At 70.5% G+C, this 23232-nt stretch carries 23 protein-coding genes; 8 read left to right on the top strand and 15 right to left on the bottom strand.

The genetic code is table 11. The annotated features are described in order from the left end of the window. Positions 1-27: 27 nt before the first annotated feature. From hemB to ABT294_RS19185, 9 genes are read right to left on the bottom strand one after another with little or no spacing between them, the layout of a single operon-like run. Complete coding sequence (gene hemB / locus ABT294_RS19145; RefSeq protein WP_350807268.1) at positions 28-1005, bottom strand: porphobilinogen synthase; 978 nt, start codon at positions 1003-1005, stop codon at positions 28-30. After that, on the bottom strand, positions 1002-1793 hold the full coding sequence (locus tag ABT294_RS19150; RefSeq protein WP_350807270.1) for an aspartate/glutamate racemase family protein: 792 nt from the start codon (positions 1791-1793) through the stop codon (positions 1002-1004). Before ABT294_RS19150 ends, hemB begins: the two co-directional genes overlap by 4 nt. Before the next feature lies 1 nt (position 1794). Next, positions 1795-2970 (bottom strand): FAD-dependent oxidoreductase, encoded by a 1176-nt coding sequence (locus ABT294_RS19155; RefSeq protein WP_350807271.1) that lies wholly within the window; start codon positions 2968-2970, stop codon positions 1795-1797. Beyond that, complete coding sequence (locus ABT294_RS19160; protein ID WP_350807273.1) at positions 2967-3695, bottom strand: maleate cis-trans isomerase family protein; 729 nt, start codon at positions 3693-3695, stop codon at positions 2967-2969. Before ABT294_RS19160 ends, ABT294_RS19155 begins: the two co-directional genes overlap by 4 nt. Continuing rightward, on the bottom strand, positions 3692-3991 hold the full coding sequence (locus ABT294_RS19165; protein WP_350807274.1) for a glutamyl-tRNA reductase: 300 nt from the start codon (positions 3989-3991) through the stop codon (positions 3692-3694). Before ABT294_RS19165 ends, ABT294_RS19160 begins: the two co-directional genes overlap by 4 nt. Continuing rightward, positions 3991-4194 carry a hypothetical protein gene (locus ABT294_RS19170; protein ID WP_350807275.1) on the bottom strand — a complete coding sequence of 68 codons (204 nt, stop codon included), beginning with the start codon at positions 4192-4194 and terminating at the stop codon, positions 3991-3993. The genes ABT294_RS19165 and ABT294_RS19170 overlap by 1 nt, the downstream gene beginning before the upstream one ends. A gap of 16 nt (positions 4195-4210) precedes the next feature. Further along, a complete protein-coding gene (locus tag ABT294_RS19175) occupies positions 4211-4456 on the bottom strand; it encodes a hypothetical protein (protein WP_350807277.1) in 246 nt (81 codons plus the stop codon). 15 nt (positions 4457-4471) lie between these two features. Then, positions 4472-6094 carry an MFS transporter gene (locus ABT294_RS19180; protein WP_350807278.1) on the bottom strand — a complete coding sequence of 541 codons (1623 nt, stop codon included), beginning with the start codon at positions 6092-6094 and terminating at the stop codon, positions 4472-4474. Then, positions 6091-6861: a hypothetical protein gene (locus tag ABT294_RS19185; protein WP_350807280.1), complete on the bottom strand. Its 771-nt coding sequence runs from the start codon at positions 6859-6861 to the stop codon at positions 6091-6093. Before ABT294_RS19185 ends, ABT294_RS19180 begins: the two co-directional genes overlap by 4 nt. Before the next feature lie 211 nt (positions 6862-7072). Between ABT294_RS19185 and ABT294_RS19190 the strand changes: the two genes are divergently transcribed. Then, on the top strand, positions 7073-8380 hold the full coding sequence (locus ABT294_RS19190) for a helix-turn-helix domain-containing protein (protein WP_350807281.1): 1308 nt from the start codon (positions 7073-7075) through the stop codon (positions 8378-8380). An 89-nt stretch (positions 8381-8469) separates the two neighbouring features. Continuing rightward, positions 8470-9324 carry an SAM-dependent methyltransferase gene (locus ABT294_RS19195; RefSeq protein ID WP_350807282.1) on the top strand — a complete coding sequence of 285 codons (855 nt, stop codon included), beginning with the start codon at positions 8470-8472 and terminating at the stop codon, positions 9322-9324. A gap of 118 nt (positions 9325-9442) precedes the next feature. Here the strand turns inward: ABT294_RS19195 and ABT294_RS19200 are convergent, their stop codons facing one another. Then, positions 9443-10261, bottom strand: coding sequence for a DUF4253 domain-containing protein (locus tag ABT294_RS19200; protein WP_350807283.1), 819 nt, complete (start codon positions 10259-10261; stop codon positions 9443-9445). 131 nt (positions 10262-10392) lie between these two features. On the opposite strand from ABT294_RS19200, the gene ABT294_RS19205 reads away from it, so the two are divergent. From ABT294_RS19205 to ABT294_RS19220, 4 genes are all read left to right on the top strand, one after another. Then, positions 10393-11904 (top strand): carboxylesterase/lipase family protein, encoded by a 1512-nt coding sequence (locus tag ABT294_RS19205; protein ID WP_350807285.1) that lies wholly within the window; start codon positions 10393-10395, stop codon positions 11902-11904. A 9-nt stretch (positions 11905-11913) separates the two neighbouring features. After that, positions 11914-12522: a response regulator gene (locus ABT294_RS19210; protein ID WP_350807286.1), complete on the top strand. Its 609-nt coding sequence runs from the start codon at positions 11914-11916 to the stop codon at positions 12520-12522. Next, on the top strand, positions 12519-13094 hold the full coding sequence (locus ABT294_RS19215; RefSeq protein ID WP_350807287.1) for an HAD family hydrolase: 576 nt from the start codon (positions 12519-12521) through the stop codon (positions 13092-13094). The genes ABT294_RS19210 and ABT294_RS19215 overlap by 4 nt, the downstream gene beginning before the upstream one ends. A gap of 67 nt (positions 13095-13161) precedes the next feature. Beyond that, the gene (locus ABT294_RS19220) at positions 13162-13905 is read left to right on the top strand and encodes a hypothetical protein (RefSeq protein WP_350807289.1); all 744 of its coding nucleotides are present in this window, start codon (positions 13162-13164) and stop codon (positions 13903-13905) included. A gap of 9 nt (positions 13906-13914) precedes the next feature. Here the strand turns inward: ABT294_RS19220 and ABT294_RS19225 are convergent, their stop codons facing one another. The 3 genes from ABT294_RS19225 to ABT294_RS19235 form a co-directional block, all read right to left on the bottom strand. Beyond that, positions 13915-14967: a hypothetical protein gene (locus tag ABT294_RS19225; RefSeq protein WP_350807290.1), complete on the bottom strand. Its 1053-nt coding sequence runs from the start codon at positions 14965-14967 to the stop codon at positions 13915-13917. 268 nt (positions 14968-15235) lie between these two features. After that, positions 15236-15874, bottom strand: a complete 639-nt coding sequence (locus ABT294_RS19230; RefSeq protein ID WP_350807292.1) for a TenA family protein — start codon at positions 15872-15874, stop codon at positions 15236-15238. Between the two features lie 81 nt (positions 15875-15955). Then, positions 15956-17074 carry a TIGR03118 family protein gene (locus ABT294_RS19235; RefSeq protein ID WP_350807293.1) on the bottom strand — a complete coding sequence of 373 codons (1119 nt, stop codon included), beginning with the start codon at positions 17072-17074 and terminating at the stop codon, positions 15956-15958. A 103-nt stretch (positions 17075-17177) separates the two neighbouring features. Here ABT294_RS19235 and ppgK point away from each other — a divergent pair, with 103 nt between their 5' ends. Beyond that, positions 17178-17891, top strand: a complete 714-nt coding sequence (ppgK, locus tag ABT294_RS19240; RefSeq protein ID WP_350807294.1) for a polyphosphate--glucose phosphotransferase — start codon at positions 17178-17180, stop codon at positions 17889-17891. Between the two features lie 239 nt (positions 17892-18130). Continuing rightward, on the top strand, positions 18131-22000 hold the full coding sequence (hrpA, locus tag ABT294_RS19245; protein ID WP_350807295.1) for an ATP-dependent RNA helicase HrpA: 3870 nt from the start codon (positions 18131-18133) through the stop codon (positions 21998-22000). Here hrpA and ABT294_RS19250 read toward each other — a convergent pair. Then, positions 21990-22385 carry a Uma2 family endonuclease gene (locus ABT294_RS19250; RefSeq protein WP_350807297.1) on the bottom strand — a complete coding sequence of 132 codons (396 nt, stop codon included), beginning with the start codon at positions 22383-22385 and terminating at the stop codon, positions 21990-21992. The genes hrpA and ABT294_RS19250 overlap by 11 nt on opposite strands. Before the next feature lie 243 nt (positions 22386-22628). After that, entirely contained in the window at positions 22629-23228 is a 600-nt protein-coding gene (locus tag ABT294_RS19255) for a Uma2 family endonuclease (protein WP_350807298.1), read from the bottom strand. Positions 23229-23232: the final 4 nt, after the last annotated feature.

The raw sequence follows: 23232 nt of genomic DNA on the forward strand, positions 1-23232 counted from the left end.
GCCAGCTCCTCCCTGTCGTCCCGCCGGTCAGCGCGGCAGCTGCTCGGCGACCTCGGTGGCCCAGTAGGTGATGACGCTGTCCGCGCCCGCCCGGCGGATCGCGGTCAGGCTCTCCCTGATCGCCCGCTCGCGCAGCAGCCAGCCCTGCGCCGCCGCGGCCTCGATCGCCGCGTACTCGCCCGACACCTGGTAGGCGAACACCGGCACGTGGACGGTGTCGGCGACCTCGCGGACCACGTCGAGGTAGAGGCCGGCCGGCTTGACCATCACCATGTCGGCGCCCTCCTCGACGTCGAGCAGCACCTCGCGCAGCGCCTCGCGGCGGTTGGCGGGGTCCTGCTGGTGCGTGGAGCGGGCGCCCTTCAGCCGCGACTCGACGGCGTCGCGGAACGGGCCGTAGAAGGCCGAGTCGTACTTGGCGGCGTAGGCCAGGATCGGCACCCGCTCGTGGCCGCAGCCGTCGAGTGCCGCCCTGACGGCGGCGACCTGGCCGTCCATCATCCCGCTCGGGGCCACCACGTGCGCGCCCGCGTCGGCCTGGGCCACGGCCACGTCGGCGTAGGCGAGCAGGGTGGCGTCGTTGTCGACGTCGCCGTCGGGGCCGAGGACGCCCACGTGGCCGTGCTCGGTGAACTCGTCCAGGTTGACGTCCCCGACCACCACGGTCGCGTCGCCGACCTCCTCGGCGACGTCGGCGATCGCCTGCTGGGTGATGCCGTCGGGGTCCCAGGCGCCGCGGCCGTCGCGGTCCTTGACCTCGGGGATGCCGAAGATCAGCAGGCCGCCGACGCCCGCCTGGGCGGCGGCAGCGGCGGCCTTGCGCAGGCTGTCGCGGGTGTGCTGGACCTGGCCCGGCATGCAGGTGATGGGCCGGGGTTCCGTGATGCCCTCGCGGACGAACAGCGGTTGCACCAGGTCGGCCGGGTGCAGGCGGGTCTCGGCGACGAGGCCGCGCAGGGCGGGCGTGCGCCGCAGTCGGCGCGGACGGTCGACGGGGAAGCTCATGACGCCCCTTCCAGGGCCGCGCGGACCTGCGCCACCACGGACGTGTCGGCCAGCCGCAGCCAGTAGCCGGTGTTCGCGCGGGCCGTGATGTGCAGCGCGCGCAGCTCGCACAGGTGCTCGGCGGTCTTGATGGCCAGCCCGCCCGGGTCGATCACGGGCAGGCCGTGCAGCTCGGTGACGCCCAGGTGCACCAGGATGACGTTGGGGATGCCCTCTGCGGGGACCAGCCACTGCGCCCCCGCCTGCGCGGCGCGCCTGGCCGCCTCGCCGTAGGCGTCGAGCAGCGGTTCGAAGTCCCTGTTGAGGGCCTGTTCGACGAGCCGGGCGCCGTCCTCGACCACCTGGTACGAGGCCAGTTCGGCGCCCGCGGAACGGATGTTGCCGATGATGGGTTCGACCAGGCCGGGGATGAACCCGAGGACGCCCAGCCGGTGCCGCTCCATCCGCGCCGCCTGCCAGACCGCGTCCCCGTACCCCACGACCGGGATGGCGACCTGTGAGCGGGCCACGGCGAGGCCGGGGTCCTGGCCGGCGCCGCTGATCCAGGCGTCGCAGCCGTCGCGTTCGGCTTCGACGGCGGTGCGCGCGAAGTAGTCGCCGAACATCAGGCCGATCTGCCCGTAGCCGACCAGATGTTCCGGCAGGGTGCTGCCGTAGGTGCCCGGCGGCAGCGTGTGCACCTCGACGTGGGTGCCAGGCCCTGAGACCTTGGCCAGGTGTTCGGCGTACAGCTTGTCCAGCAGCGCCGAACGGCCCTCGACGGTGTGTTTCTGGAACCAGATCCGCATGTCAGCTACGCCTCACCAGATGGGGGACGGTGTCGAGCATGGAAGCCTGTGCCAGGTAGGTGCGGGTGGCGTCCGGGTCGTCGGCGATGGCGCGCACTCCGGCCATGGCGGACGCCAGCCTGGCGCTGTTGCGGTCCTGCACGCCGGCGACGCGTGCCTCGCTGCGCGGGATCACCCGTTCGAGCAGGACGGTCCGCCGCCGCCAGGCCCACGAGTCGAGCGCGGCGGGAGGAGCGGAGCCGTCGAGCACCGCCGGGAGCAGCCGGCCGAGATCGACGGCGTCGTGGAGGCCGGCGTTCATGTTCAGCCCGCCGGCGGTGGAGGTCAGGTGCGCCGCGTCGCCGATGAACAGCACCCGGCCGTGCCTGAAGGACGACAGCACGCCCCTGGCCAGGCCGTACCGGTCGGCCCCGATGACGCGGACCTGCTCGCCGGCCTCCGGCAGCGCCTTGCGCACCAGCGCGGCCACGTTGCCGGCCGAGAGCGGGTCGCGGGCGTCGATCGGGATCCTGAACACGATCCGCCAGTGGTCGCGCAGCCCCAGCAGGCTGCATGACTGCTCGGTGTCGCGCACGTAGGTGAGCGGCGCCAGCTTGGCCAGGAACCGGTCCAGTGGCGAGTCGGTGAAGACGCGCAGCGCCTGGGTCGGGTACGAGGAGCGGGGGAACGGCAGCCTGAGCGAGCTGCGCACGGTGCTGTGCGCGCCGTCGGCCGCGATCACGTACGTGGCCCTGGCCCAGTTCCTGCCCAGCCGGATCCGGACGCCCGCGCCGCCCTCGGCCACCCCGTCGACCCGGGTGCCGAACCGCACCTGGGCGTGCGGGTAGGCCGACAGGGCCGACAGCAGCAGCGGAGTCAGCGACGACTGCTCGGCGTGCAGCCGGTACGGGTGCCTGGTCAGGCCGTCCAGGCAGGCCATGGGCAGTTCGGCGATGACGCCGCCCGCGCGGTCGCGCCACTGCACCCGGTCGACGACCCTGCCGCGTCCGACGAGCCGGGACGCGACGCCGAGATCGTCCAGCAGGTCCAGCGTGGCCGGGTGGAAGGTGGAGGCGCGCGACTGCCTGGTCAGGCCGCTCTCGCGCTCCAGCACGGTGACGGGCGTCCCGGCCCTGGCCAGGGTGAGCGCCACCGTCAGCCCGACCGGGCCGGCGCCGACCACCACGACGCCGTTCACGAGTGCTGCCTCTGCGCGGCCCGGCGGTGCGGCACCCGGCTGAGCGTGAGCGGCTGCCCCGTCGCCTGCGACAGCGCCCACCAGGCGCTGCACAGGTTGGACGTCAGCAGGATCCGGTCGTTGCCCGTGCCGAGCGAGCCCAGCGCGGGCAGCGTGGCCATGCCGGTGCCGCTGAAGAGCACCACCGCGTCGTGCGGCAGGTCGGCCTCCTCGACCTGGCGGACGAGCTCGGCCGGGGTGACGTCGTAGGGCGAGGTCCTGCCCTTCGCGAACACCGGAACCACCTTGGTGACGCTCAGGCCGGCCTCCGCCCAGAACCGTTCGGCCAGCTCGGTCAGCCACGGCTGGTAGGGGGAGACGAGAATGAAGTCGTGCGTCCCGACGTGCTCGAACGCCTCCCAGGTCGCGAGCGTGGCGGAGGCGAACGGCACGCCGAACTCCTTGCTCAGCTCCTCGCACCGGTAGCGGTCCTGCTCGGGCCCGATCAGGTAGCGCGACCCGCTGCAGGCCATGACGAGCGCGTCGAGCCGCAGGCCGCCGAACGAGCGGATCATGTCGGGCAGGGCGGCGTTGTACATCTCCAGGCGTTCGGCCAGCGAGTAGCCGGGCCGTACCGGGAAGCGGCTGACGTGCATGTCGGCGCGGGACCCGAGCAACCGTGCCAGCTCGGGCTCCGCCGCGGGATTCGCCGGCGGCACCAGGACGCCGACCCTGCCCCGGCTCACGACGTGCCTCGCTCGAGGCCGAACAGCTCGCACATGGCGTCGACGTAGCGGTCGCCGAGCGGGGAGCCCGCCGACGTGGTGACGCGGACGATCGGCTCGCGCAGGAAGCCCTCGACCACGCGGTGGATCGAGCGCCTGACCTCGGCGCGGGAGCGCGCGTCGAGGTCGGGGGCGCGCGAGGCGAGCCGCTTCAGCTCGGCCTCGGCCACCGCCGCGGCCTTGCGCCGCAGCGCCAGCACGACGGGCCCGCTGACCTGGTAGGGCAGGGTTTCCGGAGGGGTGAGGACGGCGGTCATCAGCAGCCCGACCAAGCCGCGGCCCAGAAGGCCGCTTCCCGGCGCTCGCGCTCGTCGTCCGTCCCGTCCTGGGTGAGGACGAGCCGCACGTCGGCGCGTTCCACGCCGAAGACGTTCACCGCTGCCCCGATCACGGTGTCGGCGAACTCGCGCTGCCGTTCCTCGGCGACGTCCGCCGGTGAGTCGACCTTGATGGTGAGCATGGCTTGCCTCCGGGGGTCAGGACGCGCGGTCGAGCGCCTGGTCGATCACGGTGATGGCTTGTTCGGAGACCTGCTGGATGTGTCGCAGCAGGTGCAGGGTCTGCGCCGTCGCCGGGGCCGGCTCCGCCGGCTGGGCGGGCGCGATCTCGGTGGGCGTGGCGTCGCGCTGGTCGCCGAACGCGGGCGGCGGGACGGGCCGCGTCCCGCGGCTGGGGGTGTCATAAGGGCGGAGGTACGGCTTGCGGAGGGCGTCGGCGGCCATATGGGGTCACTCCTGTCAGCGCTGGTTCGCGGCTGGGGGTGCGGGTACGCGAGGGGCGGGTACGCGGGGGGCGGGAAGGTCGTGCACGTTGAAGCGGGCGAGTTCCTGTTCGGCCTCGCTGCGCACCTGGACGAAGCTGTCGCGCAGCTCGGCGAGGAGCCGACGGAGCACGATGAGTTCCGCCTCGGCCTCGCGCCGCGTGGGGCGGGCCGCCCGCCGGCGCGACGACGATCTGGCGACCCGTGTGAGGGCGGCCACGGCCAGCACGACGGCGACCGCCAGGCAGGCCATCAGGACCGACGCGAAACCGGGCATCGGCCCGTCCACGATCGGCCGGTCGACCAGCACAGAGGCTCCTGCCACGCCGATCGCGCCGCCGAGCATCCTGGAAGTGTTGACGGCGCCCGCGGCGGCCGCGTACTGGCCGGGGTCCGCGGCCATCGTGCCGACCGTGAACGTGCCGGTGGACAGCGCGCCGAAGCCGGCGCCGAGCAGCAGCGCGCCGAGCAGGCACCAGAGGTTGGGGTACGGGTGCGCGAGCAGGAGCGCGCAGCCTCCGCCGAGCGTGAGGGCGCCCGTGTAGATGATCCCGTTCAGCCCGATGCGCCGGCTGGCCATCGCGGCCAGCGGGCTGGACACGACCATCGCGACGGAGATGGGAGTGAGCCACAGGCCGAGGCTGACGCTGTCGAACCCGGACTCCTTCAGGTACAGCGGCCCGATCGAGAGCACCACGTACGAGGCCGCTCCGTACAGGCAGGACGCGCCACCGGCCCACAGGAAGCCGGGGCGGCGCCAGAGCCTGATGTCGATCGCGCCGCCGGGGTTCTGCCACGAGGTCGCGAGCGCGCCGGCCAGCAGCAGGCCGGCGGCCATCGCGCAGCCGATGGTGCGCGTGGACGTCCAGCCCCACACCTCGCCCTGCGAGATGGCGAGGACGGCGGCGGCGATCGCGCCCACCAGCAGGAGCGCGCCGAACAGGTCGGGCATGCGCCGCGTGGTGCCGCGTGAGCGGGGCAGCGCGGGGGTCAGCACCAGCAGCACCGCCGCCAGCGCCGTGCCGGGCAGGAACAGCCCGCGCCAGCCGTACTCCTCCACCAGCCACCCGCCGCCGCCCTGCAGGGCCAGCGCGCCGGCTCCGGAGGAGGCGCTCCACAGCGCGACGGCGCCGGCGCGCTTGTTCGGTGGCAGCTCGCCGAGCAGCAGCGCCAGCGAGGACGGGAACATCAGTGCCGCGCCGATTCCCTGCCCGAGCCGCCCGGCGAGCAGCATGGGCCAGGTCGGGGCGGCGATGACGGTCGTCGCGCCCAGCCCGTACAGGGCCAGCCCGAGCGCGAGCACGCTGCGCCTGCCGAGCAGGTCGGCGAAGCGGCCCGCGGTGGCGAGCAGCGCGGCGACGGCCGCGAAGTTGATCGTGCTGACCCAGGTGATCTCCGCGAGCGGCAGCCCGGCGGCTATCGGGTCGCGGCCCAGCACCGGGATCGCCAGCGTGGTGGCCGTGCTGTCCGCCATGATCGCTATAACCGCGCCTGAGGCGATGAGCCGCAGGATGAAGTAGCGTCGTACCCTGTTCGGCGTCCGTGACGCCGGCCCCTGCGCGGGGCCCGCGACGTACGCTCGGATGGGTGTCAGCGTCATCGCGCCGACTCCGCGTAGCTCGGCGTCGCGGCGACGGGCACGCCACCCGCCACGGTGGTGGTCAGCGGGCCGTCAGGTTGGTTGGGCACGCTCGCGGCGACCATCCGCTCGGTCAGGCCGGCGCGCGGCGCGTCGGGGCTCGACCAGGTGGGCTGGTCGTCGCCCAGCACGGTCGCGGTGACCTGCGAGGCCAGTGCGAGGTGCGCGGCGCAGCGGCGGCTCACCTGGGCTTCCAGACCGGCGATCTGCGCCAGTCTGAGCCGCATGGGTTCCAGGCTGGCGGTGCGGTTGAGCCCTTCGAGGTCGGCCAGCCTGGCGGGCCAGCGCAGCTCCCGCTCCAGGCGGCTGACGACCTCGGGGACGATCTCCTCGACCGGGAACCCGTCCTCGCGTAACCGGTTGGCGGTGACGACCGCGGCGAGCGTCGTCTGGTCGTAGTCGGCGAGCCGCCCTGACAGCGCGGCGGCGAGCATCCGGGCGCGGTGGATCAGGCAGGCGGCGCTCCACCCGAGAACCATGAGGCGTTCCGCGCCCGTCTCGGTGTGCCATCCGGCCAGCCGCAGTTCCCGTGCCATCCGGTGGTGGATGATCCACTGGTCGCGGGAGCTGTCGGTCCAGACCTGGACTCCGCCGAGCGGCAGGGTCGCCACGTGGACCTGTGCTCCCTCTGGCGCCGCGCGGACGCAGATGCGCTGGATGATCCGGTCCTGGGCTGGCGAGCGCGGGGTCCTGACGAACCACGAGATGCCATGGGGATCGATGGGCACGTGCGGCCACCCCCTTGCCGGCGGCTTCGCAGAACCGGTCCGGCTGTTAAGTGTCAGTTACCACGTCCGGTCCGATGGTGGCCGTTATTGCTCCTTTGTGTCAACTGTCAGTTTCCATATGGTAGGTAATGCAGGTAGGCCCCCATGGACAGGCGACGAGGATCACGGCTTCGTCTACTCTGGAGGCGCTCACGGCAGCAGGAGGCTACGAGTGGCGAATTTCGCCGAGCGACTCGATCTCGCGCTGAACAAGCGCGGATTCTCTGGCGCTCAGGTGGCGGCCGCGCTCACCGCGGCCGGCATCCCCATCACCCGGGCCTATGTCAGCCAGCTCCGCACCGGCAAGCAGACCAATCCGACCCTCGGCGTCCTGCGCGCCCTGGCCGAATGCCTCCAGGTGAGCGTGGGGTGGCTGGTGGGCGAGGACTTCCTCGAGTCGGGCACGGTCGATGACCTGCAGGTGCGGGCGGCCGCGATCGGGCTGTCGGCCTCCGGGCTCTCCGAGGGGTCGCTGACCGTGCTGCGCGGAGTGATCGAGCTCGCGCGACAGGCCGAGGGCCTGTCGGAACACCCCAGGTCGGCCCTGGAGATCCCGCAGGCGGCGGTCCTGCTGACGGGTTCGCAGCGTGAGGCGCTCGGTGAGCGGCTGCGTGCCCTTCGGCTGTCGGTCCGCATGACACCGGAGGAGGTCGAGAGCGCCCTGGGCAAGGGAGTGACCGCCGTCGAAGCAGTCGAGGACGGCAGGATCGCCCCCGCGCCCGCGACCGTGGAGCGCCTGCTGACCCTGTACGGCGTGACCACGACCCCGGCCCGCGAGTACGTCATGTCGCTGGCCCGCGGCGAGCGCGAGCCCGCCTGGTACGACCGGAGTTCGGTGCCCGTGTGGCTGGCGACCACCGCGGCGCTGGAACAGCGTGCCTCGCTGATCCGGACGTACCACACGCAGTTCGTCCCGCCGCTGTTGCAGACCGAGGAGTATGCGAGAGCCGCGATCTCCGTGGCCGGCCTGGACTATCTGGGCCAGACGACGGCCGACGCGGCGGTGGAGATCGTCCTGGCCCGCCAGCGACTGGTGTACGCCGACGAAGGTCCCGTTGTGTGGGCGGTGATCGACGAAGGTGTCCTCCTGCGCTCGATAGCGGAGCCTCACGTGCTCCTCGGCCAGCTCGACGCACTGATCAGCCAGGCGAAACGTCCGAACGTCTCGCTGCACGTCGTCCCCATGGAGGAGCCGGCCTACCTGCCCCGCACGGGCCCGTTCACGCTCTGGCGCTTCGCCGAGGCGTTCGAGCCCGACATCGCCTGTTCGCACGCCATCGACTCAGAGGTGCTGATCACCGACCCGGGCTCCGTGGAGGCCTACCACCAGGCGTTCACCAAGCTGTCGGTCACCACCACCACCCGCGACGAGACCCTGGACCTGCTCCACGCGCACCGTGAAAGGGTCGCGCACGGGTTCGGCGGATTCTCGTCAGACTTGTCCGGTAAAAATGGAAATAGATATTTCCCGAATTACTAGCGCTTCATGTGTTGTCAAGCATGGTCCTTTGGATCATATTGACTCTGGTCATCAGTGGGGTTGAGAGACCAGCTTTCCCGTTACTACTTATGGCGAGGGGAAAGGGGCAACACTCAGTGCGTCAGCGTGCCATCCGAAACCTGGCCAATCTCGACACCACTCAGGCGCGAATCACCCGGATTCTCGACGCCGCCGCAGGAGGAAAGAACCACTTCGTAGCCGATCGCGATGCGATGCGGCGCTACGACTTGGCGGCCCCCATCACCACCGCCGCCGCGCAGGCCGTCCTGCGCTACCTGGCTCGCGTGGTCCGCCATCTGGTTGCCGACGGCGTTGACCAGTTCATGATCATTGGTAGTGGAGTGCCCAGCGGGCTGCCCCCGGGGCGCCAGCTCCACGACGTGGCCCGGGACACGCCCGGCAACCCCGCCGTCCGCATGGTGTACGTGGAGAGCGACCCCCTGGTCCTGGTGAACGCCCAGGCCACCATCGAGCCGGTCAACGACCTGGTCCGCGTGGTCGAGGGGGACGTGCGCGAGATCGACGACGTGCTCGCCGACAGGGTCGTGACGACGTTCATCGACTGGGACAGGCCCCTGGCCGTGCTGCTGGTGTCGACCCACAGCCTCAACGACGACGAGCAGGCCCGCTATGTGATCAAACGGCTGCGCCAGGTCGTACCGGAGAGAAGCTACCTGGCACTGCTGCAGACCACCTTCGACGGCGTCCCGCCGGAGTTGCTGCCCGCCATCAGGGACCTGCTCGCGATGACGCTGCCAGGTCACGCCATCCGGACCAAGGAACAGGTCGAGGACCTGCTGGACGGGCTCGACCTGCTGGAACCCGGCCTGGTCTGGGTGCCGAGCTGGCGCCCCGAGGCCGGCGAACCGTCGTCGCAGCCCGCCTCGTCGGGCAACTACGGCGCAGTGGCCCGGCTCCCTTGACGGCGTCCACAGCGTTGTCCACTGGGCCGTTCACAGCGCCGTCCACTGGGCCGTCCACTGGGCACGCTCCGGCGCTCGCCACCGGAGGCTCGGCCGGTTCGCCGGCCGAGCCCTAGCGTCAGTCCCACCAGAAGGACCAGGCGTGCCCGCCGAGGATCTGCTCCGCGTACGCCTGGAGGTCGCCGGGGCCCTGGACGACGTTGTCGGGGCAGAACGTCCAGTGCTCGGCCGCCACGTGCAGCGCGTGCTCCGGCTCGACGGGCGGCGCGGCCACGCTCAGTTCCAGCGTGTTGAAGCCGACGGACACCACCCGCGCCCCGAACCGGTCCTCCCAGCTCCGCACCACGGCCGCCATCGGCACCATCCACTCGTTGTGGTGCAGCGCGCCCTGCCAGCCCATCACGGCCAGCGCGTCGGCGCCCCGGTGCGCGGCGACCAGGCCGAGCGGCATGCCCCTGCCCGACAGCTGCCCCGCGTACCAGTCGGCGACCGCCCCCGGATCGGCCGCCAGCCTGCCCGGCGGGGCCAGACCAGGACAGATCGCGCCGAACGGGTCCAGCTCCGCGATCGCGTCCGGAGGCATCTGGGCCACCCACTCCTGCCACACCTCGGCCATGAACCCCTCGGCGGTGAAGTGGTCGATCTGCCGCGCCTCGTCGGGGACGATCTGCCCGACCGACCACGGCTGCGCCGACTCGTCCAGCAGCACCGGCCACAGGCCGCTGCGCGGGTGCGCGGCGCGGAAGCGGGCCCACTCGCCGCCGGCCGCGGGGGAGTCGCTCATCCAGAACGCGGGCCTGGCCGCCTCACCCTGCAGCGTGTAGCCGGGATCCGGCCACACCACGTCGCCCTCGGGCAGGCCGACCGACAGGGTGCGCCCCATGCCGCCGTCGGCGAACAGCTGGCACAGCACGCGCGGCAGCTGATGATCCTTCATGCCCTACCGTTCCGATGCCGAATCCCGTCTCGGAGATGGTAGTGCCGCCGATCGCTTCAGGACTTTTGTCCCACGCCATAGCGGACGCATGAACCTTCCTGATCCAGAGGCCGGTTCGAGACGGTTGGGGCATGAGAACACTACTGACCGCGGCCGTGCTCCTGGCCGGGAGCGTGACCCCCTCGCACCCCGCCGCCGACCCCGCGGTCGTCAGGACGGACGCGGGCGCCGTCCGCGGTGAGGTGACCGGGGCGTACCGCCTCTTCCGCGGCATCCGCTACGCCACCGCCGTCCGATGGGACGCGCCGCGCCCCGCCAAGGCGTGGCAGGGCGTCCGGGACGCCACGAAGCCGGGCGCGATGTGCCCGCAGGTCGGCTCCGACTACGCGCCGACCCGCAGCGAGAACGAGGACTGCCTGTACCTGAACGTCACCACCCCGGCCAAGAAGGCGACCAAGCGGCCGGTCATGGTGTGGATCCACGGCGACGGCGCGCTGGGCGCCGGCCACTTCTCCGACGCGCGGAAGCTGGCCGCCAAGGGCACGGTGGTCGTGACGATCAACTACCGGCTGGGCGTCTTCGGCGGATTCGGCTATCCGGGCCTGCGCAATTCGGGCACGTTCGGCCTCCAGGACCAGCAGGAGGCGCTGCGCTGGGTCCGGCGCAACGCGGCGGCCTTCGGCGGCGACCCGGGCAACGTGACCGTCTTCGGCGTCTCCTACGGCGCGATGGCCATCGGCGGGCAGCTCACCTCGCCCGGCGCGCGCGGGCTGTTCCAGCGGGCGATCATGCAGAGCGGCGAGGCCATGATGGACATGCCCGCCAACAGCATGGGGCCGGGCATCCCGGCCTCCCCGTCGTTCGCCTGGCGCCCCGAGGCCGAGGTGGCCGCCATGGGACGGCAGTACGCGCAGCGACTCGGCTGCTCGGACCTGGCGTGCCTGCGGGCGCTGCCGGTGAAGAAGATCCTCGCGGTGCCGTACATCATGAACGTCTTCCAGGTCTACGCGTACGGCAACGACGTGCTGCCGTCGTCGCCGGCCGAGGCGCTGCGCGAGGGGCGCTTCCACCGGGTGCCGGTGCTGGCGGGGGCGACCAGGGACGAGCATCGCATGTTCGTCGGGATGAACTACGACGTGCAGGGCGAGTCGCCGGACTACCCGAAGCTCGTACGGGAGGCGTTCGGCGACAAGGCCGACCAGATCCTGCGGAAATATCCGGAAAAGCGGTATAAGTCGCCTAGCCTGGCCTGGGCCGCCGTGCTGACCGACCGCATGTGGGCCCGCGCCACCCACGAGCAGAACACGCTGCTGGCCAGGCACGTCCCGGTCTACGGCTACGAGTTCGCCGACAGGAGGGCACCGATGTTCCTGCCGCTGGAGGCCGACTTCGACTGGGGCGCCTACCACGCCGCCGACCTGCCGTACCTGTTCGCGGACCCCAAGGCGCGCTTCACCCCGGCGCAGGAGGAGCTGTCGGACCGGATGACCGCCTACTGGGCCGCGTTCGCCAGGACCGGAAACCCCAACACGTCCGGGCTGCCCGCCTGGCCGCGGGTCGGCAGGGGCACGCTGTCGCTGGCGCCCCACGCGATCAGGACCGTCGACTACGCCGCCGAACACCGGCTGGCGTTCTGGAACTAACGTGTCCCCATGACCATCCGCGTGCTGATCGCCGAGGACCAGGGCATGATGCGCGACGCGCTGGCGCTGCTGCTCGGCCTGGAGGACGACCTGGAGATCGTCGCCCAGGTGCCGGCGGGCGACGACATTTTGCCCGCCGCCGAGCGGCACCGGCCCGACGTGGCGCTGCTCGACATCGAGCTGCCCGGCCGCACCGGCCTCGACGTGCTGCCCGAGCTGCGCGCCGCGCTGCCGGGCTGCGCGGTGCTGGTGCTGACGACGTTCGCCAGGCCGGGCTACCTGCGCCGCGCCATGGAGGCCGGGGCCGCCGGCTTCCTGGTCAAGGACGGGCCCGTGGAGGAGCTGGCGGCCGCCATCCGCCGGGCGGTGGCCGGGGAGCGGATCATCGACCCGGCCCTGGCCGCCGCCGCCCTCAACGCCGGGCCCAGCCCCCTCACCGACCGCGAGCGCGACGTGCTGGCCTTCGCCCTCGACGGCTCCACCATCGCGGACGTGGCGGGCCGGCTGCACCTGTCGGAGAGCACGGTCCGCAACCACCTGTCGTCGGCCATCGGCAAGACCCACACCAGGAACCGGATCGAGGCAGCCCGCCTGGCCCAGCACAATGGGTGGTTGTGACCCCCTACGACGCAGTTCTCTGTGACTTCGACGGCGTGCTCCGCCAGTTCGACCACGCCGCGCAGGCCGCCATCGAGGCCCGCTACGGCCTCCCGGTCATGAAGACCGCCTTCGCCCCCGAGCTCATGACGCCCGCGGTGCTCGGCACGATCACCGCGGCGGAGTGGGCCGAGGCGCTCGCCGTCGCGCTGGGCGGCGACGAACGCGCCAGGCAGGCCGTCGCCGACTTCGCCGACGTGCCGTTCTGGGTGGACGAGGACGTCAGGGCGCTGCTCGCCAAGGCCCAGGAACGGGTGCCGGTGATCCTGGTGACCAACGCCATGGACACCCTGGAGGAGCACCTGGACCGGCTGGGGCTGGCCTACTTCGCCGACGACGTGGTCAGCAGCGCCCGGGTGGGGGTGGCCAAGCCCGACAGGCGGATCTACGAGATCGCCGCGGAACGGGCGGGCGTCGCTCCCGAGCGCTGCCTGTTCGTCGACGACCGCCTGGCGAACGTGGAGGCCGCCAGGGCGCTCGGCATGACCGGCGTCCACTACCGGGGCGTCGCCGACCTCGCGGCTGTGCTCTGAGGTCGCAGCGAGACGGTCACCGCGTGATATGGACGGTCCGATCACGCGGTGGCTAGGCTTGGCGGCCATGGGTGACGAGGCAAGCATGAAGTTCGACCCGGTGAGCAAGCTGGCCGACCAGGTCGACGAGGCTCGCAAGAAGGTGGAGGAGGGCCGCACGGCCCTGGCCGGAGGCCCCGGAGCCGTCACCTACGTCCCGGTGTCGAGCGTGCCCAGCGCCAACGCGTTCGGCAACACCGCCAAGGCGAACCCGGCGGGGTCCGCGCACGCTGACCTGCAGGTCGCCGCCGACAGGCTGGCGGAGATCCTCGCCGGAGTGCTCGACTCCGACGAGGCGCGGCTCCGCAAGGTCATCAAGGCTTTCAAGGAGCTCGACGACAAGGTCGCCGACCGGCTCTTCGCCGGTGCGAGCAAGGGCTTCGACGTCTACAGCGCCCACGTGCACAGCCACGGCCTGCACGGCTACGACGACTACGTGCGCACCGGCCAGATCGACAAGCTGCACGACGCCATGAACGGCGGCCCGTCGCTGCTGGGCGCCGACCTCAACGCCGTGACGAACAACGGCGACGACCCGAAGAACACGTCCTCCGGTGCCGCCATCCACGCCTTCAAGCAGGAGGGCTACACGGTCTACTCGGGCGCGACCAACGACGACGGAAAGATCGTCCCCACCTCGCCCGTGGGCACGCGCATCGACCACGTGGCCGGCTCACCGGCCTTCATCATGGACAAGCAGCCCACGCTGTTCGACGGGGCCACCTCCGACCACGACGGCCAGCGGGTCGACGTGGAGATCCCGAACTGGTAGGCCGCCCGCTCACCTGGGCTTGATGTTGATCTCGGTTCTGGCCGCGGACCGGCCCTCGCCGTCGTCGATCTGGTGGATGCCGCCCCCGGGCTCGTTGGCCGGAACGTCGATCTTGCCGCCGGGCACGTCGAGCTTGATCCGGTCGCTGTCTCCCGTGCCGTCGATGACGTCGCCCTCGCGGACGAGCACGGCATTGCCGAACGGAGCGAAGGCGACGTCGTCGACGACGGGCACTTTGAGGCCGAAGATGGACACTCCGTCGCCGGCGTGGTACTTCGTGCTCGCCTCTTCGAACTTGACGTCCCAGTTGTCGCCGGTGCGCTTTTCGAGCTCCTCCTCGAGGTTCGGCATGTCGTGCTTGAAGACCTCCTGCACGGTGGCGAGGTCCGCGCCCTGGTCGGTGATCGCCTGCGCGATGGTGTCGATGTCCTTCCCGGAGTCCGTGCCGGCGGAGTTGCCGGGGGAGTTGCCGGCGCCCTGACCGACGTTGAGGTTCACCAGGCGCACCGAACGCGGCTTCCACTGCTTGGCTATCTCGTCGAACTGCTCGGTGTAGAACTTCAGGTCCTGCCGCTTCTCGTCGAGCACGTCGTCCACGCGCCCGCGGATCTCCTTGGCCGCCGAGATCGCGCTCGTGACCAGGCTCGACTGCTCCTCGTCCTTCGGGTGGAAGGTCACTCCGGAAAGGTCCGTGGTCGACGGCACCGCGCTGATCTTCTTCTTCTCGTCGTCCAGGAGCCCCTGCTGCACGCGCAGCGTGGTGGCCGTGATGTCGAGCGTGTCGGCGATGTTGGTCGCCCACGCGCTGAACACCTCGACGTCGGAGGTCAGCCTCTTGCGGTAGTCGTTGAAGGAGTCCGCGGTCAGGCCAGTCCAGTACTCCTTGGAGAACACGTGCTGCGCGGCGTCATGGACCTTGCCCTGCGCGGACTTCGCCCTGCCCCCCAGGGTGCGCCAGGTTTCCGCCAGCGTCTCCAGACGTGCCGGGTCGGCTTCCAGGTTCCACAGGTCCGAGCTGCTGATCGATGCTGGCTTCTTCTGGCCTTCGCGTTCCTGGGCCATGAACGGCTTCCTTCGTTCCGGGAGGATCGGCACAGGGGTGACATCATGGCGATACCACCCGCAAGATCACCAGGTCAGCCCTGTCTCGGGGCGCGAACCGGCGCGGCCGACATCTGCTATTCGAGTGAAAGATGGGACAGGATGGAAGATAGGATGGTCTGGCATTATACGGGCCATCGGCGTACGAGCTGGACGGCGTTCGCGGCAGCGCCACCGGCACGACACGCGCGGATCGCTGGCGCGCACCGTCACCTGGCCCATCAAGTGATCAACCGCCGACGGCCATGTCGAAGAAGTCCCGCTCCAGCTCGACGGCCCGCCTGAACATCCCGAGCACCTCGTCCCGCCTGCGTTCGTCCAGGTCGGGGCCGAGCCGGTCGAGTTCGCCCCGCAGGAACCCGACCCACGCCCTGAACTCCTCGCCCTCGTGCAGCTCGATCCACTCCCGGTGGACGAAGCTCTCGGGCGGCGGCTCGACGGCCCGCGACGCCCAGCCCAGGTAGCTCCACTCGGCCACGCACAGCACCGCGACGATCAGCGGATAGTCCTGTGCGGCCCGGACCTCGTCCATGAGCCGCCTGAACGCCTCCGTCACCGGTTCGAGCCGCGCTGCCGTGCTTCCGCCCAGCGCCTCGAGCGCCCGGTGGAAGTACGTCTTCTCCTCGGCGGTCGCCACCTGCCCCAGGAAACGCCCGTACGGGACGCGCGCCTCGAACGTGTCCGCGCTCGCCACAGCGGCCCCGAGCAGCGCGGTGAAGGAGTCGACGAACTGGAAGTCCTGCTCCAGATAGCGCCGCATGTCGGCCTCACCCGTCGTGATCGCCATGGCGAACGGGTGGGTGACCACCGCCGTCCACTCAGGTTCGCACCGCAGGCGCAGCCACTCGCTGAAGGATTGATCGTTCACGCTGCGACTGTATCTGCCGCCCTGGTGAGAGGCGTGTTTCCGGCACGGCTCGCGCCAACCGTGCCGGAAACGTCAGCGGGGTCAGTAGCCCTGGTAGGGCGACTGACTGGGCGGCGGGGTGGTGGCCTTGGTGGTGGTCTTGGTGGTCGTCGACGGCGTCGGCGTGGTGGCCCTGGCGGCGCCGAACCTGATCAGGCCCAGCAGGCCGTGCTGGGCCTTGTCGATGCCCGCCGCGAACCAGAGCGCGTTCTCCCCGCCGGTCGCGGCGGTGCCGGGCTCCAGGTCCCACAGGCCGGGCAGCACGATCGGCCTGCCGGCGGAGTCGAGCAGTGGGCCGAGGTGACGGCTGCGCTTGTAGGCGTGGATGGTGCCGTCGCCGAAGTTGCCGACCAGCAGCGCGCCCGAGTACTGGCCGAAGGAGCGCGGCGCGGCGGTGATCGCCCACGGCGCGTTGAGTCCGACGCGGGCGATGCGCCCGGTGAGGCGTCCGTCCAGGGTGAACTGGCTGACGATGCCCTTGCCCGCGCCCGCGACGGACTTGCCGGTGGCGGGGTCACGCTGGGCGTAGGCCACCCAGACGTGGTCGTTCGCCACGGCCACGTTGAACGGCGAGTAGCTGGAGGGGACCGCCGGGTCCCTGAACTGCGAGCGGTCCAGCTTGATCTGGCGGAAGTCCTCGTTGAACGCGTTGACACGCCGGTTCGCGAAGTCGGCGGCCAGCAGGAAGTCGCCGTTGCCGGTCCGGACGAGGGCCAGGCCCTTGTAGTCGGCCCCGCGCGTGAACGCCGCGATGATCGCGTTCTTCGGGTCGGCCTCGGCGTTCCAGCCGGTGATCGCGCCGCTGGGGCTGGCGAAGATGAAGGTGGCGGGCTTGCCCTTGACGGTGAATCCCTGCCCCGAGTTGAACACCTGGCCCGTCGGCGCACCGCCCGGGATGGCGACCTCGGTCTGCTCCTTCTTGCCCGTGCCGGAGTAGACGGTGGCGGTGCCGGTGCCCGTGGCGGAGACCCACAGGGTCTTGCCCATGGCCAGCCCCCACGGGTTGACCAGCTTCGCGTCGGTGACGACAGCCTTGCCCTTGATATCCGACACGAGGTTGACGACGTCGAACCGCGTCCTCGTCGTGGCCTCTGCAGGGGTGGTGAGCGTCGCTCCCAGAACGACAGCAACAGCGCAGAGCGTGATGATGCGTGGCCGCATCCGTGCCTCCTTGTTAGCGCTTGTGACGGGTGATACGCGGGCAGCACGGACCCGGTTCAGTAGGGTTCGTGAATATTCGCCTCCTACGGGAAAGTGAACGGACATGGACGTTCTCGGCATCGACATCGGTGGTTCCGGCATCAAGGGCGCGCCCGTGGACACGGACGCGGGCACGCTCACCCAGGAGCGCCTGCGCATTCCCACCCCGCAACCCGCCAAACCGGCGCCGGTCGCCGAGGTGGTGGCGCAGATCGTCAAGCACTTCTCGTGGGAGGGGCCGATCGGTGTCACGTTCCCGGGAGTCGTGGTCGACGGGGTGGTGATGACCGCCGCCAACGTCCACCACTCCTGGATCGGCGTGGACGCGAACGAGCTGTTCGGCGGCGTGCGCGTGCTGAACGACGCCGACGCCGCCGGCCTGGCCGAGGTCGCCTTCGGCAGGGGCCGCGACCAGCGCGGCACCGTCCTCATGCTGACGTTCGGCACGGGCATCGGCAGCGCCCTGTTCAGGGACGGCGTCCTGGTGCCCAACACCGAGCTGGGGCACCTGGAGCTCCACGGCAAGGACGCCGAGCAGCGCGCCTCGGCCCTCGCCCGCGAGGAGCACGAGCTGAGCTGGGAGAAGTGGGCCGACCGGGTGGAGGAGTACCTGCGGCACGTGGAGATGCTGTTCTCGCCGTCGCTGATCATCATCGGCGGGGGAGTGAGCAAGAAGGCCGACAAGTTCCTGCCGCACGTCCACATCGACACCCCCATCGTGCCCGCCGCCCTGGAGAACGAGGCGGGCATCATCGGCGCCGCGCGCGCCGCCCTCTGATCGCGACCGCCGGTGCTCCCGCGCCTGACGGGCGTCAGCAAAGATCGTCGGGAGAGGACGCAACCACACGGGCTCCTTGAGAGTCTTACTAGTGACCGTGATTGCCCACGACGCAACTCTGGGGAGAGTGGGCCCGCCGTGGGCAATCACGGGATAATCGGATGCGCCAGGCGATGGCCGTCAGGCACGATAGGCCGTTGGCTCCGGGCTTGCGGGGCTCAAATATCCTTGTCAGCAGTATGGGAATCGCCGCGTTGTCCTCTCCGTTCACCGAACTGCAGTCACGCCTGCCCGAGCTCATGCCGCGCGACCAGCGGCGGCTGCGGCGCAGGCTCGACGGCGTGCGCCGGGTGCGCTCCCGCGAAGCCAGGGATAAGATCGCCGCGGAGATCCTCGCCGACGTGGAGCGTGCCGAGCAACGGCTGGCCCGCCGCCGTGAGGCCGTGCCGGAGGTGTCCTACCCGGAGAACCTGCCGGTCGCCCAGCGCAAGGACGACATCCTCGCCGCGATCCGCGACAACCAGGTCGTGATCATCGCGGGCGAGACCGGCTCCGGCAAGACCACCCAGATCCCCAAGATCTGCCTGGAGCTGGGCCGCGGGGTCAGGGGCCTGGTCGGTCACACCCAGCCGCGCCGCATCGCCGCCCGCACCGTGGCCGAGCGCATCGCCGAGGAGCTCGGCACCGAGCTCGGCCAGGTGGTCGGCTACAAGGTCCGCTTCACCGACCAGGCGAGCGACCGCACCCTGGTCAAGCTGATGACCGACGGCATCCTGCTGGCCGAGCTGCAGAACGACCGGCTGCTCGAACAGTACGACACGCTGATCATCGACGAGGCGCACGAGCGCAGCCTCAACATCGACTTCATCCTCGGCTACCTCAAGCAGCTGCTGCCGAAACGTCCCGACCTCAAGGTCGTCATCACCAGCGCCACCATCGACCCCGAGCGTTTCTCCCGGCACTTCGACGACGCCCCGATCATCGAGGTCTCCGGCCGCACCTACCCGGTCGAGGTCCGCTACCGTCCGCTCGACGAGGAGGACGACCAGACGCAGGGCATCGTCGACGCCTGCCGCGAGCTAGTCGGCGAGGGCCCCGGCGACATCCTGGTCTTCCTGTCGGGCGAGCGGGAGATCCGCGACGCCGCCGACGCGCTCGCCAAGGCCGACTTCCGCAACACCGAGGTGCTGCCGCTGTACGCCAGGCTGAGCGCCGCCGAACAGCACCGCGTCTTCCAGCGCCACACCGGCCGCCGCATCGTGCTGGCCACCAACGTGGCCGAGACGTCGCTGACCGTCCCCGGCATCAAGTACGTCGTCGACCCCGGCTACGCCCGCATCTCCCGCTACAGCCACCGCACCAAGGTGCAGCGCCTGCCGATCGAGGCCATCTCCCAGGCCAGCGCCAACCAGCGCAAGGGGCGCTCCGGACGCACCTCCGACGGCATCGCGATCAGGCTGTACGAGGAGGAGGACTTCCTCGCCAGGCCGGAGTTCACCGACCCCGAGATCCTGCGCACCAACCTCGCCTCCGTCATCCTGCAGATGACCTCCATCGGGCTCGGCGACATCGAGGCGTTCCCGTTCGTCGAGCCGCCCGACCGCCGCCAGGTCAAGGACGGCGTCAGCCTGCTGCATGAGCTGGGCGCCTTCGACGGCCACGGCAAGCTCACGCCGATCGGCCGCAAGCTGGCCAACCTGCCGGTCGACCCACGGCTGGGGCGCATGGTGCTGGAGGCGGAGAAGAACGGCTGCCTGCGCGAGGTCATGGTGATCGCGGCCGCGCTGTCGATCCAGGACCCTCGGGAACGTCCCACCGACAAGCAGCAGCAGGCCGACGAGAAGCACCGCCGCTTCGCCGACCCCGAGTCCGACTTCCTGTCCTACCTCAACCTGTGGAACCACCTGCGTGACAAGCAGAAGGAGCTGTCCTCCAGCGCCTTCCGGCGGCTGTGCAAGGCCGAGTTCCTCAACTACCTGCGGGTACGTGAGTGGCAGGACATCTACAGCCAGATCCGCCAGTCGCTCGGCGTCCAGCCCAACGCGCAGCCGGCCGATCCGCACCAGGTGCACGTGTCGCTGCTGGTCGGGCTGCTGTCGCACGTCGGCGTCAAGGAGGTCATGGAGAAACGCGCCTCCGACGGGCGCAGGCCGATCCAGGAGTACCTCGGCGCGCGCAACGCCCGTTTCGCCGTCTTCCCCGGTTCGGCGCTGGCCAGGAAGCAGCCGCAGTGGGTGATGTCGGCCGAGCTGGTCGAGACGTCCCGGCTGTGGGCGCGGGTGAACGCGAAGATCGAGCCCGACTGGGTCGAGCCGCTCGCCCAGCACCTGGTCAAGCGGAGCTACTCCGAGCCGCACTGGGAGAAGAAACAGGGCGCGGTCATCGCGCTGGAGAAGGTCACGCTGTACGGCCTGCCGCTGGTGGTCGGGCGGAAGGTCAACTACGGCCGGATCGACGCCGAGCTGTCCCGGGAGCTGTTCATCCGCCACGCGCTGGTCGAGGGCGACTGGGACAACCACCACCAGTTCCTCCGCGAGAACCGCAAGCTGCTCGACGAGGTCGAGGAGCTGGAGAACCGGGCCCGCCGCCGCGACATCATGGTCGACGACGAGGCCCTGTTCGACTTCTACGACCAGCGGGTCCCCGCCGACGTGGTGTCGGCGCGGCACTTCGACTCGTGGTGGAAGAAGGCCCGAGCCGACACTCCCGACCTGCTCACCTTCTCACCGGAGATGCTGGTCAACGAGGGCGCCGACGTCAGCGCCCGCGACTACCCCGACGCCTGGCGCCAGCTCGGCCAGCGGATGAAGCTGACCTACCAGTTCGAGCCCGGCGCCGACGCCGACGGCGTCACCGTGCACGTGCCGCTCCAGGTGCTCAACCAGGTCAGCTCCGACGGGTTCGACTGGCAGATCCCCGGCCTGCGCGAAGACCTGATCACCGCGCTCATCAGGTCGCTGCCGAAGAACCTGCGCCGCAACTTCGTCCCCGCGCCCAACTACGCCAAGCAGGTGCTGGCCGGGGTCAGTCAGGGCGGCGAGCCGCTGCTGGAGGCGGTCGAACGGGAGCTGCTGCGGCTCACCGGGGTGCGGGTGCCGCACGATGCCTGGCAGCTCGACCAGGTGCCCGACCACCTGCGCATCACGTACCGGGTGATCGACGAACGCAAGAAGACCATCGCCGAGGACAAGGACCTCGACGCGCTGAAGCGGCGGCTCGCGCCGCGCCTGCGCCAGACCCTCTCGGCCGCCGCCGACGACCTGGAGCAGACCGGCCTGCACACGTGGAGCTTCGGCACCCTCCCCAAGGTGTTCGAGCAGGGCCGCATGAAGGGCTACCCGGCCCTCGTCGACGACGGCGACTCAATCTCCATCAAGATCTACGAGACGCAGGCGGAGCAGCGCCGCTCCCACTGGCCCGGCACCCGCCGCCTCCTGCTGCTGAACGTCACCAACCCCGCCAAGTCCCTGCTGGGCGGCCTGTCGAACCAGGCCAAGCTGGCCCTGTCGCGCAGCCCGCACGGTGGCGCGGTGGCGCTCTTCGACGACGTGGTGAACGCGGCGGTCGACAAGCTCATGGCCGACCTGGGCGGCCCCGCCTGGGACCCGGTCTCGTTCGACCGGCTCTACCAGCACGTCCGTTCAGAGCTGTTCGAGACGGCCGCCGACGTGCTGGCGAAGGTGGAGCAGATCCTCAGCGTCTGGCACGCGGCGGGCACCCTGCTCGACTCGCAGCGCAGCAGCGCCTCCACGGACGACATCCGCGACCAGCTCGGCAAGCTCGTCTACGCGGGCTTCGTCACGGCCACCGGCCACGGGCGCCTGCCCGACATCCTGCGCTACCTCCGCGCCATCGAACGCCGCCTCACCAAGCTCCCGGAGGAGCCGTGGCGTGACGAGGAGTGGATGGACCGCGTCCACAAGGTCGAGGACGCCTACCACGACGTCCTGGCCAAGCTGCCGCCGGCCCGGAGGGCGGACCCCGACGTGCTGGAGATCCGCTGGATGATCGAGGAACTGCGGGTCAGCTTCTTCGCCCAGACTCTCGGCACCCCCACGCCGGTCTCGGAGAAGCGCATCGCCAAGGCGATGGAGAAGCTCACACCTTGAAGATCGAGGTGTCGAGCTCGAAGTCGACGGGGTCGGGGAGGCGGAGCGGGCTGCCGATCGACACCGTGGTGGTCGCGCTGTAGGCGCCGTCCTTGATGTCGCTGTACACCGTGAGTGCGGGAGGCTGCGCGACGGGGTCGATCAGAAGGTAGATCGGCACACTGCCTGTGGCGTAGACGGCGGGCTTCTCCAGCCGATCCCGCACGGCGCTTCCGGCCGAGACGACTTCGGCAACCATGATCAGCCCTGAGGACAGCAGTTCTCGGTCGCCCCAGCGGGGACAGTCGGGTGGGCTGAGCACGAAATCAGGCGCGACGGGCTCTCGCGGCCCGTCAACGCACACGCCGACGTTGCCGGTGAAGGCTTCCCAACCGTGCGTGTCCAAGATCGGAATGACGGCCTGGAAGAGGCGCATTGCGTGGTCGGCGTGTTCGGGGGGCCGACAGGGCTCACGATCAGGCTGCCGTTGATCACCTGGGCCCGCAGGCCGGGGAGTTCGGGGAGCGCGTCGAACAGCTCTCGGGCCGTCGCGGGCATGCGCCTGTCGTCGGCCTTCACGAACTCGGCGTGAGGTCCGGCCGCCACCGGAACTCCCTTCCGTGTTCGAACCGGGAACGTTGAGGACAACTCACGCCTTGAAGATCGAGGTATCGAGCTCGAAGTCGACCGGATGGGGCAACAGCAGCGGTGTGCCCATGGCGACGCTGGTTCGCGTCTGATAGGCGCCGTCGTCAAGGTGGCTGAAGACGGTGACGGTCGGGTGCTTGGGGCGCGGATCGATCAGCAGATAGACAGGCACGCCGCCTTGGGCGTAGATGCGCCGCTTCTCATGATGATCGGTGTGCATGCTGCTCGGCGAGACCACCTCGGCGACCATGAGGACCCCCGAGGACTTGAGCTCCAGCGTGCCCCAGCGCGGGCAGTCGGGAGGAGACAGCACATAGTCCGGCACCAGGGAGTCGCGGGACCCTTCGATGCAGACGTTCGTGCCACCCGGCGCTCCGCGCCACCCGCGCTCCTTCCTGAGCGGAAGCAGGGCGTCATGCAGGTCGGCCGCGACCCAGACGTGCTCTGGAGTGCCCAGCGGACTCACGATGAGTTTCCCTTCGATGACCTCGGCCCGGAAGCCTGGGAGAGGGGGCAGGGCATCGAACAGATCTCGAGCGGTGTGTGGCGTCTTCCTGTCGCTTGTGCGTTCCGATTCGGTGGCCTGCTGGCGGATCGTCATGGCG

The sequence above is a fragment of the Nonomuraea sp. NPDC000554 genome, from assembly GCF_040300065.1.
GTDB lineage: Bacteria > Actinomycetota > Actinomycetes > Streptosporangiales > Streptosporangiaceae > Nonomuraea.